At 43.6% G+C, this 11,402-nt stretch carries 9 protein-coding genes; all 9 read right to left on the bottom strand.

The window, feature by feature from the left end:
* Window positions 1-56: 56 nt before the first annotated feature.
* The 9 genes from rlmB to tsaA all read right to left on the bottom strand — a co-directional run bounded on the left by rlmB (window position 57) and on the right by tsaA (window position 11,169).
* On the bottom strand, window positions 57-794 hold the full coding sequence (gene rlmB / locus ACESZG_RS08480; protein ID WP_008705522.1) for a 23S rRNA (guanosine(2251)-2'-O)-methyltransferase RlmB: 738 nt from the start codon (window positions 792-794) through the stop codon (window positions 57-59).
* The gene (locus ACESZG_RS08485; protein ID WP_025581015.1) at window positions 791-1,270 is read right to left on the bottom strand and encodes a Mini-ribonuclease 3; all 480 of its coding nucleotides are present in this window, start codon (window positions 1,268-1,270) and stop codon (window positions 791-793) included. The genes rlmB and ACESZG_RS08485 overlap by 4 nt, the downstream gene beginning before the upstream one ends.
* Entirely contained in the window at window positions 1,255-2,664 is a 1,410-nt protein-coding gene (gene cysS, locus ACESZG_RS08490) for a cysteine--tRNA ligase (RefSeq protein WP_062807221.1), read from the bottom strand. The genes ACESZG_RS08485 and cysS overlap by 16 nt, the downstream gene beginning before the upstream one ends.
* Window positions 2,665-2,691: 27 nt before the next feature.
* Entirely contained in the window at window positions 2,692-3,174 is a 483-nt protein-coding gene (gene ispF, locus ACESZG_RS08495) for a 2-C-methyl-D-erythritol 2,4-cyclodiphosphate synthase (RefSeq protein ID WP_025581017.1), read from the bottom strand.
* 2 nt (window positions 3,175-3,176) lie between these two features.
* Window positions 3,177-4,451 (bottom strand): sn-glycerol-1-phosphate dehydrogenase, encoded by a 1,275-nt coding sequence (locus tag ACESZG_RS08500; RefSeq protein ID WP_118574927.1) that lies wholly within the window; start codon window positions 4,449-4,451, stop codon window positions 3,177-3,179.
* Between the two features lie 181 nt (window positions 4,452-4,632).
* Window positions 4,633-6,126, bottom strand: a complete 1,494-nt coding sequence (locus ACESZG_RS08505) for a serine hydrolase (protein WP_243097453.1) — start codon at window positions 6,124-6,126, stop codon at window positions 4,633-4,635.
* Window positions 6,127-6,251: 125 nt separating this feature from the next.
* The gene (locus ACESZG_RS08510) at window positions 6,252-8,609 is read right to left on the bottom strand and encodes an ATP-dependent DNA helicase (protein ID WP_173720685.1); all 2,358 of its coding nucleotides are present in this window, start codon (window positions 8,607-8,609) and stop codon (window positions 6,252-6,254) included.
* 384 nt (window positions 8,610-8,993) lie between these two features.
* A complete protein-coding gene (locus ACESZG_RS08515) occupies window positions 8,994-10,313 on the bottom strand; it encodes an aspartate kinase (protein ID WP_008705535.1) in 1,320 nt (439 codons plus the stop codon).
* A 145-nt stretch (window positions 10,314-10,458) separates the two neighbouring features.
* Window positions 10,459-11,169, bottom strand: coding sequence for a tRNA (N6-threonylcarbamoyladenosine(37)-N6)-methyltransferase TrmO (gene tsaA, locus ACESZG_RS08520; RefSeq protein ID WP_368210957.1), 711 nt, complete (start codon window positions 11,167-11,169; stop codon window positions 10,459-10,461).
* Window positions 11,170-11,402 lie beyond the last annotated feature (233 nt).

Here is an 11,402-nt window from a genome sequence, read left to right on the forward strand (position 1 = left end):
TAACAATATTGTGGAATAATTTTCTGCTGCAAAAATTCAAGCAGTCTGAGATAAACTTACTTCTTCTGCAGTCTCTGACGTACAATCTCATATCCAAGTACTCCGGCTGCCACAGATGCATTGAGGGAATCAATGTCACCCTTCATAGGAATAGATGCCACGAAATCACACTTCTCACGGATCAGTCTGCTTACACCTTCACCTTCATTGCCGATCACTACGCCGATCGGACCTGTCAGGTTAAGATTGTACATGGTTTCACCGCCCATATCCGCACATACAAACCACATGCCCTGTTCTTTCAGTTCATCGATGGTATGTCCCAGATTGGTAACTTTTGCAACAGGTGTATAGTTTAATGCACCTGCTGAAGTCTTGGCAACTGTGGAAGTCAGGCCAACTGCTCTTCTCTTGGGAATAATCACCCCATGTGCACCTGCAAGGTTTGCTGTACGGATGATCGCACCAAGATTATGAGGATCCTCAATATTATCCAGGATAAAGATAAAGGGATCTTCTCCTTTTTCCCTTGCCTTCGCAAGAATATCTTCTACACTTGCATATTCATAGGCTGCCACCTGAGCGATTACGCCCTGATGTGCGCCTGTCTCGCTTAACTGATCCAGACGTTCTTTTGCCACATAGTTAATAATCGTATCTTTTTTTCTTGCCTCTCTGGCAATAGTGCGGACCGGTCCGTCCTGGCATCCGTCCAGGATAAAAAGCTTATCTACACATTTGCCGGAACGAAAGGCTTCCAGAACCGCATTGCGTCCTTCTATCTGTTCACTCATATCTTATCCTCTCCGATCCCTGCACGGACCAGTTCTATGATCCTGCTGAAATCATCTTTTAAATATAAATAGCCCATCAGAGCTTCAAACCCTGTTGCCCTGCGGTAGTCTGCCATGGTTGCATGTTTAGCCATTGTAGGAGAATGAGCATTCCTTCCTCTTCTGTAAACGCTGTGTTCCTCCTCTGTAAGCATGGGCTCGATTACTTCCATCATGGAAGACTGAGTTCCTGCCTTAACCAGACTGCTGGCTTTTCTGTGAAGCTGGTTTACCGGACAGTTGCCTTTTTTTACAAGGATCGTGCGGATCACCAGTTCATAGACGCCATCTCCGATATACGCCAATGTCAGCGGAGAATAGGTGCGTAAGTCTTTATCCTCCAAATGAAATACCTGATTAAGCAAACCTTTCAAACTACTTAAACTCTCTTCATTAAGCCCGTTTGTCTCACTCATATTATTCAAGCTCGCTTCCATTTTACTCCCTCGCGGGTATCCTTAAGGATGATTCCCTTAGCCAGAAGCTCATCTCTGATCTCATCTGCTCTTGCGAAATTCTTTGCTTTTCTTGCTTCCTGACGCTCTGCGATCAGGTCTTCGATTTCTTTATCAAGGATTTCTTCTGTTTTCACAGCCTTCAGACCAAGTACATCGCATAATTTCACCATTGTGTCAAGAAGTGCTCCTGCAAATTCTGCGGAACTTGCCTCTGATACATTTGTATTTGCAAATTTAACCAGTTCAAAGATTGCTGCCAGTGCATCTGCTGTGTTGAAATCATCATCCATAGCTTCTTCAAATTTCTTTACGAATTCCTGTGCCTGTGCAAGCAGTTCTTTCTCTGCATCTGTTGCAGTTTCTGTCTGTGCTGCTGCTTTTCTGTCCTTTAAGTTTGCTGCTGCATCTGTGATACGCTCTAATGCATTCTTTGCAGCTTCCATCAGATCTGCGCTGAAATTCAGCGGACTTCTGTAATGTGCGTTCAGCATGAAGAAACGAAGCACCTGCAGGTCATACTGTTCACTGATTTCACGAACAGTACGGAAGTTTCCAAGAGACTTGGACATTTTTCTATTATCAATATTTAAGAATGCATTGTGCATCCAGTATTTTGCAAAGATTTTGTCGTTGCAGCATTCACTCTGTGCAATCTCGTTCTCATGGTGAGGAAAGATCAGGTCTTCTCCGCCTGCATGGATATCAATCTCATCACCAAGATATTTTTTCGCCATAACAGAACACTCAATATGCCATCCCGGACGTCCGTCACACCATGGTGAAGGCCAGGATGGTTCTCCCTCTTTCTTCGGTTTCCAGAGAACAAAATCCAGTGGATCTTCTTTCTGGTCTTCACCGGATACCTGCAGAGAACGGAAGCCGGACTGCAGATCATCCAGGTTCTTGTGCGAAAGTTTGCCATATTCTTTGAACTTCTTAACTCTGAAATAAACAGTACCGTCTGCTGCCGGATAAGCATATCCCTTATCAACCAGAGTCTGGATCATACTGATCATTCCGTCGATTTCCTGTGTTGCCTGTGGATTGGTTGTGGCAGGTTTTACATTCATGCCATCCATATCTTTCTTACACTCTGCAATATAACGCTCGGAAATTTCCTGTGCGCTTACGCCCTCTTCGATTGCTTTCTTGATGATCTTGTCATCTACGTCTGTAAAATTGGAAACATAGTTTACTTCATATCCTTTGTATTCCATATATCGGCGTACGGTATCGAAGATGATCATCGGACGTGCATTTCCGATATGGATCAGGTTGTATACAGTCGGACCGCAGACATACATACGAACTTTTCCCTCTTCAAGAGGTACGAATTCTTCTTTTCTACGTGTCAGTGTGTTAAAAAGTTTCATGTTTTATTCCTCCAGTTTTCTCTATCATTAACTCTCTTTTCTTTCATTAAGAAGACAGATCGCCTGAGATGCAATTCCTTCTTCTCTTCCCGTAAATCCCAGTTTTTCCTCTGTAGTGGCCTTAATGTTCAGCTGAGACTCATTGATTCCCATTGCTTTCGCCATATTGGCTCTCATCTGTGGAATATGAGGTGCCATCTTTGGTTTCTGTGCAATGATCGTTGCATCTATATTTCCGATCTCATAATGGTGCTCTCTCAAAAGCTTCGTCACATGTTCCAGCAGCAGAATACTGGAAATTCCTTTATATACAGGGTCTGTATCCGGAAAATGTTTTCCGATATCGCCCAGTGCAGCAGCTCCCAGAAGTGCATCCATAACTGCATGGATCAGTACATCTGCATCTGAATGTCCCAGGAGACCTTTTTCCCAGTCTATCTTCACACCACCCAGGATCAGATCTCTGTCTTCGGTCAGTCTGTGTACATCATATCCCATTCCAACACGCATAATCATTCTCCTCTTATATCCAGCATCTTGCTGATTCTCAATAAGCTTAACCGTCTCCTTGTATAAGGAGCAAGTCTGAGGCTTGGCAAAACAGCCGATTCATCGAGTCCGATATCATAAACGGTTTTCGCGCATCCGGCTTTCTCCAGCAAACGGAACATAGTCTGTTCACTGGGAAGCTCATCAATAATCTCCTCTATCCCGTTCAGGCATTTTTCCAGATGCTGGGGTGAAATAGTTTCTAACAATTCCGGCTCGTTTTCTTTTCTTATTTCTTCCAGAAGTCCTTTTTTTCCAAAAGTTTCTTTCAGAAGCTCCTCGTCCTCATTCTCATAGGGTTTTGCGTGACATCTTCCCTGTGTGATGGCTGCAGCGATACGCTTGTATTCTTCCAGTACAAGAAGTGCTGCTACAGAAACCTTCTCTCCGTGGAGTGCATCCAGCGGACCATTGATCACTTCCATATCCCACAGATGTGTGACCTGGTGCTCTGCACAGGACGCAGGCCTTGAATTACCGATCATCTGCATTGCAAGTCCGGAAAGAATCAATGCATACATAAGCTGTTCGCATTCATCTTCCTCTCCCTCTGTAATATCCTGAATCGAAGATTTCACAGTTTTTAATGCTTTCTCTTCCAGCTTTACAGTTTCGCGGCAAAAATACTCTCCGGTGACCAGGTTCGCGATCTTCCAGTCTGCAAGACAGATGTATTTCGCCATCAAGTCTGAAATCCCGGCTGCAGTCAGGCGCTGTGGTGCTTTTGAAAAAATATCTGTATCTGCATATACACAGATCGGAGCTACTGAAGGCACAGTCTTCTTTACTCCATCCAGGGTCATTGCTGCTACTGTTGTTACAAATCCATCTCCACTTGCTGCGGTAGGCACTGAAATGAAAGGTACTTTGTAATTATGTGCAATATAACGGCTGATATCATGGATCGTGCCTGCTCCTACTGCAAGGATCAGGTCAATGTCCTCTTCCATGTTGTTCTCCACAATTTTTATTGCATGCCGGTCTGCCTGAAGTCCCTCTGCATCCAGAACAAGTACCTGGCACCTGTCATAGATATCCTCCATAAGTTCCTCTGTTGCCGCATAGATATTGGTATCGCAGATGACCAGCGGGGATATGTACTCTCTGAGCATTCCCTCTGACATCTCTTCTTCAAGCTTCTCTACAGCTCCGGCTTCTATCAAAATCTCTTTCACTGCAATCTGGTGTTCCCTGCCGCAGCTGCAAGGTCGGGCAAAATCGTCCGCATCAACTCGCATTTAAATTCTTCCTCCTGACTTTCCTGAATCAAGCGGATAAAATCATCCGTTTGACTATCTGCTCATAATTGAATAGTTGTTTCACAGCCTGATTCGGTTAAACTTTTTTCTATAGGCATAGTTCATTGGTATTATACATGATTTTCCTGTAAAAATCAATCATTCCGCGCAGGTCTGGCGGCTACAGGTTCAAATAATTATATACAATCTTTGAAATATTCTGTATGTTCGTCACCGCCGTACTCTCCGGGCAGTTTTCAGACATCACACATAGGATATAAGTTGTCTTTTCGCCATAGACAATTGCGATATCGTGCTGATCCTGGTCTGTCTCGCCGGTCTTGTTGGCAGATTTTATTCCATCCGGAAGTCCCTGGGGGATTTTCCAGGTGTTTTCCTGATTTGACAGAAGATTTAACATTTCTTCTGACGCCTCTTTGCTGACACATTCCCTCTTGTAGATTTTTTCAAGCAGAGTGCCGCAATCTTTTACAGAAGTCATGTTTCTGCCACCCAGACTCTCCTGTGCGGATGCTGCAGGATGGAGGGTGTGCTGCACACTTGTCTCTGTATAGCCCTCTTTTTCCAGATATTTGTTAATATCCTCCGCACCTTTTTTGAAATCAAGGGAATCTGTCTGAAGCTTCACCAGTTCATTGCAGGATTCATTGTCACTGACTGTGATCATATTCCACAGCAGGTCATTTAATTTTACATCTACAGTTTTTGTATCTGCAGTATTTAATTTCTTTGCCTCATCTGCCTTTACCTGCTCCATGTCCTCATAGGTCTTTGCCATTACAAAGGCTTTGATTAGACTTGCAGAATAAAGGGAAGTATCATTGATCAGGATTTCCTTTTCTTCATTAAGGTCTTTCACATAAACACTCCAGGTTCCCTGATATCCGGACAGCATCTTCTCAAGCTGAGGCTTCAGATTATCCATCCCAAGATCATCCATATTCACGATCTTTCCCGTATCATCCACAATAAAACCATCATCCGTCACTGTGCTTTCCTGAAGCAGGGCACCATTTGTACCGCCAAAATAATAGCTTCCGTCAAAATTCATTTCATAACAGTCCATCTCAAGTGAATAGATACCTGGCTCGGTTACCAGTCTGCCATTTTCATCAAAATAATAATATCCATTCAGAGTAATCCCGTCTATTGCCAGATTGTCAATATACCTTACCTGCGGTGCTGCTGACAGACGCCCCAGATTGTTCACAAAGTAATATCCGTCAAATTTCTCTGCCTCCTGGGTATTCTGTGTATCAGCTTCCTCATCTGTCTTATCCCCAAACACTGCAACACCTTTCAGATGCTCCATATGAGGACTGCAGGCTTTGAATTTCCCATCTGCATCATGGTAATAATATCCGTCAAATACAGTTCCGTCTATCTCATAATCCTGAAAATAATGGATCTCCGCCTGGGTACTTCCGGCGCCATTCACATCCAGACAGTAAAATCCGTCACTCTTCATCATATATTTCCCGCTTCCATCTCCCATTGGCTGAATCTGTGCCTGCCCGGTGACAGATGCAAGGCTCTGCTGTGCAGCCATAACAGGAACCGCCAAAGCCAGTGCCATGGAAATGGCTCCGGCCAGACTTCCGGCTATGATATAACTTTTAATATAATATTTCGCTGTTTGTCTATTTTTTCTCATGCAAAACTCCTTTTACGGTTTCTTTTCACATCCCATTCACAGTAAGCAAAGTATATATTGTTTTATTCAGGATAGCAAGATTTTTATCTTTTTTCCAGCAAAGACCAGAATCTCAGTATCAGTGTTCAGTTCTTTTCTCTGATCCTGTTCCAGAAGCTTCCCAGCTGTTCTTCCACAGTATTTAAAGTACAGTTTCCCCTGTCAGACCATTCAGCAGGAAACAGATTCCTGTAATCTTTTCCTGTAAATCTCTCGTCCAGCAGAAGTATGATCCCTGTGTCCTCCTGGGTTCTGATTACACGACCGGCTGACTGCAGCACCTTATTCATTCCCGGATATCTGTATGCATAATCAAATCCATTCACACCCTTTTTATCATAATATTGCCTGAGGATCTCCCTTTCTGTTCCGATCTGAGGAAGACCAGTTCCTATGATGATCGCTCCGATCAGCTTCTCTCCCATCAAGTCAATCCCCTCTGAAAAAATCCCGCCCATTACGCAAAATCCCACCAGTGTTCCCTCTGATGCAGAAAATTCCTCCAGAAATTCCTCTTTCTCCCTTTCATTCATTCCCGATGTCTGCGAAATACAGCGAACCCATTCCGCTGAAAACTCATTCTCATACACCTCCAGAACATCCTCCATAAATTTATAAGAAGGAAAGAATACCATATAATTTCCTTTTCTTGTCCATACAGTTCTGGCAATGTAAGATGCAATCCTGTGATATTCCTCATATCCTCTTCTGGTATACCTACTGCTCACATCCCGTCCTGTGAGAATGCACCTGTTCTCCTGCCTGAAAGGAGAAGTCACATAAATCCCATAGTCATCCTTTCTGGTGCTTAAAAGTGTACGGTAATAATCCATGGGAAGCAGGGTCGCAGAAAAGAAAACCGCACTTTTTCCCTTTTCCAGACATCTATGAATATTTGCTGCAGGATTTACACAGAAAAGCCGCAGAATCACCTTTCCCCCTTCTCCCATTTCTGTATAAACCACATAATTTTCATCCAGAAGTTCATCAATATTCAGGAAATCTCTCACACAGAAGTAAAATTCCAGCAGCTGCTCCGGAAGTTCCTTTCCATGAAGTTCCTCCAGGAGCTTATCCATCTCCCCCATCACCTGAAGCATTCCCAGAGAAACTGCTCCGGGATTTGGCAGGATTTCGTACTCTGTACACTCCTTTTCCAGAGTTCGAAGCTGTCTGTTCACTTTTTCCAGTGCTCGCACCAGACCTTTGCTGTAATCCCCGGCCAGTCTCTTCGCCTCCAGTACATCCGCTCTATCCACATGAGCACTGTACATTTCCCTTCCCCTGTCCACCAGATTGTGAGCTTCATCGATCAGAAAAATGTATTCTCCGGAAGTACCCTCCCCGAAAAATCTTTTCAGATAAACATTGGGATCAAATACATAATTATAATCACAGATCACAGCGTCCACCCAGACTGCCAGATCCAGGCACATTTCAAAGGGACACACCTGCCATTTCTTCGCATGTTCCAGCAGAGTATCCCTGTCATAGCTGTCCTGCGTAGTCCACAGTTCAAAAACAGCATCATTCACTCTGTCCAGATGTCCTCTCGCCCACAGACAGTTCTCAGGATTGCATTCTGTTTTATCGCAGAAGCACAGCTTTTCCTTCGCGGTAATGGTTATCACTTTAAATTTCAGTCCATGCTCCTTTAATATAGAGAAAGCTTCTTCAGCCACAGTCCTGGTAATGGTCTTTGCTGTAAGATAGAAAATATTTTCCCCCAGTCCTGCACCAACTGCTCTCACTGCCGGAAAGATCGTGGACATGGTCTTTCCTACTCCTGTAGGTGCCTGGACAAAAATCTGTCTTTCTGTGGATATAGTGTGATATACACCGGATACGATTTTTCGCTGTCCCTCACGATATTCAAAAGGGAACTCCAGATCACTCATGGACGCATTCCGTTCTTTTTTCCATGCAAGCTGGTATGCGATCCATTTATGATACCTGTCCAAAAGATTCTGGTACCACAGTCTGAGTTCTTCCAGCGTATATTCTTCTCTGAAAAACTTAAGCTCCTCTGTGTCCAGATTCCCATATGTCATCTGCACTCCGATCTTCTCCGTTTTTTGCTCCTGTGCGTAGATCCAGGCATAACACATTGCCTGTGCACGGTGAACCTCCACAGGCTTTTCCAACTGACTGACATCTGCATAAACACCCTTAATTTCATCGATCCAGCACTGTCCATCCTCTGTGAAGATTCCGTCAGCTCTGCCCTCTACCTGGATACTTACATCTTCATATTCTGTTTTATATTTAAGAGAGACCTCCGCTCTGTAATGGCTTCCCATCCTGCCCTGTATTTTTCTGTGCAGTCTGCTGCCCTTCTGCATTGCTTCTCTGTCAGAAGATCCTCCCCGGTTGTCAAGATCCCCGCTTCTTAATATAAACTCCACCAGATTTCTGACGGAAATACGAACCACCGGCTTATCCATATCAAAACACCTCACGCAACAATAGCTACCAAATAGTTACCCAACATCGTCCGTTCATTATAACACAGAATTCATCATCATGTAAAAACTCCTGAATTGTCAAGCGGATATTCGCAATCCGCTTCGCTACTTGCTCATAACCGAATAACTGCTCCGCAGTTTATCAGAAGGAGCTTGCACTCCTCCTGATACAAGCAAGTCCCCACCCACTGCTTATTGCTTTTCGCAATTGAAGCAGTGGGTGGAGACTTATTTGATTCGGTTAAAAAGCCGCCAGAAATCTCTATGCTGATTTCTGACGGTCCATTATTTTATTTATCCTATGATTGGTAAACATCATATCCACAAATTACTCCGCTGTGAAGGAGCTCCTGCAATTCTCAATTAGATCTGGGTAATTACAAAGATATCATAAATTGCCTTTACCGCAGTCTCAAAATCTCTGTTCTCCACACCGATAATGATATTCAGCTCACTGGAGCCCTGATCGATCATCTTCACATTTACATTTGCATGAGCAAGTGCTGAGAAGATTCTTCCTGCTGTACCTCTGGTGGATTTCATACCACGTCCTACAACAGCGATCAGCGCAAGATCAGATTCCATTTCTACGAAATCCGGCTGTACTGCGCGATGGATTCCTGCGATTACCTGCTGCTCTTTCTCTTCGAATTCATCCTGATGTACATATACAGTCATTGTATCGATTCCTGATGGAACATGCTCAAAGCTGATTCCCTGATCTTCGAATACCTGAAGTACCTTACGTCCGAAACCAACCTCACTGTTCATCATGGATTTCTCAATATTGATAGAACAGAATCCCTTCTTACCTGCAATACCTGTGATTGTAAATTTCGGTTTCTTGCATGTGCTCTCAACAATAAAAGTACCCTTGTCTTCCGGTCTGTTTGTGTTTTTGATATTGATCGGAATTCCCTCTTTACGAACCGGGAAGATCGCATCTTCATGAAGAACAGTTGCACCCATATAAGAAAGCTCTCTGAGTTCTCTGTAGGTAATGCTCTCGATCACTTCCGGATTTTTAACAATACGTGGGTCTGTTACCAGGAAACCGGAAACATCTGTCCAGTTTTCATAGAGGTCTGCCTTAATAGCCTTTGCCACAAGAGAACCGGTTACATCAGAACCTCCTCTGGAGAAAGTTTTAACTTTTCCATCTTCACCAGCGCCATAAAATCCAGGGATAACGGCATGTTCACATTTTGCCAGCTTTTTGGACAGAAGTCTGTCTGTCTTCTCGGCATCCAGATTTCCGTTCTTATCAAAACGGATCACATCTGCTGCATCAACAAATTCATAACCCAGATATGCTGCCATCACCTTACCATTGAGAAATTCTCCTCTGGATGCTGCATAGTCTGTGCCTGCCTGTGCCTTGAAATCAGCTTCGATCTGAGCAAATTCATCTTCCAGAGAAAGATCAAGGTTCAGTCCGCGGATGATCTCATAATATCTTCCCTTGATCTCCTGCAGAATCGGGATGAAATCTTCCCCTTCAACTGCAGTATTATAACATTTATAAAGTAAATCTGTAACCTTTGTATCTCCGTCAAATCTCTTTCCGGGAGCGGACGGAACCACATAACGTCTACTCTCATCACTTCTGATGATCTCCCCTACTTTCTGAAACTGTTCTGCATTTGCCAGAGAACTTCCTCCGAATTTAACAATTTTCTTCATTTTTCCTGCTCCTCATATGTCACTAAATATTTTCAGACCGATCTCCCATCAGTCTTTGTCACTCTACCAACATAAAGTCTGTTTAATATTGTATTGAATAAACGCCAATTTTGCAAGCCTTTCTTACAGAAATATCCGAAAATGGTTATTTTCCACAATCTGCCGAAGATTCCTGCTGTTTTTTTACAAATTCTGTCACATTATAAACACGAAGGATATCTCCATCCACCCGAAAATGAATATCCTTCTCTCCAAAAGGCATTCCGTAAGACCGTTCCGGATCATTCTGATAAGCAGGACGGGGATCATCTGCAAGCACTGCGATCAGAGCCTCTCTGCTTTCCTCGGGTATTCTTTCCAGAAGCTCCTGGGGAAATTCTACATTCATATGATGATCTTTGGAATATTCGGTAAAACTTCCTGTTGCTTCCGGATGGCAATCCGCATAAGGAATATATGGTTTAATATCGAAAATCGGTGTTCCATTCATCAGATCTGCACCTTCTACATAAAGTACAGGGCTGTCCGGCTCATCCAGAGCTACTTTCTCAAGCTTCACACAGGATAATCCTATGGAATTGGGACGGAAGGGAGATCTTGTGGCAAAAACTCCTTTTCTCACATTTCCCCCAAGTCTGGGCGGGCGGACAGTCGGTGACCACTTTGTCCTCTTTGCCTCCGAAAACTCCCAGATCAGCCAGATATCACTAAACTCCTCCAGACCACGGCAGGCATCCACATTGCGATATTCCGGTTCGAATACGATTCTCGCTTTAAGCGCCCCTACACGGCCACTCTGCCTGGGAATACCGAATTTGGTTGGAAAATTATTTTCTATATGTGCGATTGGAACCATTGTATTATTCTCCTTTTGTAACTGTTCAGTACCTTCACAGTTACGAGTCAAAATCCACAAGAAAGAATCCTGCTTGCGGGATTTTGGCATGTTCATGCCAAAACACCTCGCGAGATAGTAGACTGCTGAATAGTTACGAAATATCTTTTATAATAGCAATTTTAGTATAATCAAGTCCTATCTATGTTTTTGCGAACGAGACGATTTGCGAAAGTGATATGCATATTTATGGG

The organism is Blautia sp. Marseille-P2398 (assembly GCF_964240315.1).
GTDB lineage: Bacteria > Bacillota > Clostridia > Lachnospirales > Lachnospiraceae > Blautia_A > Blautia_A wexlerae.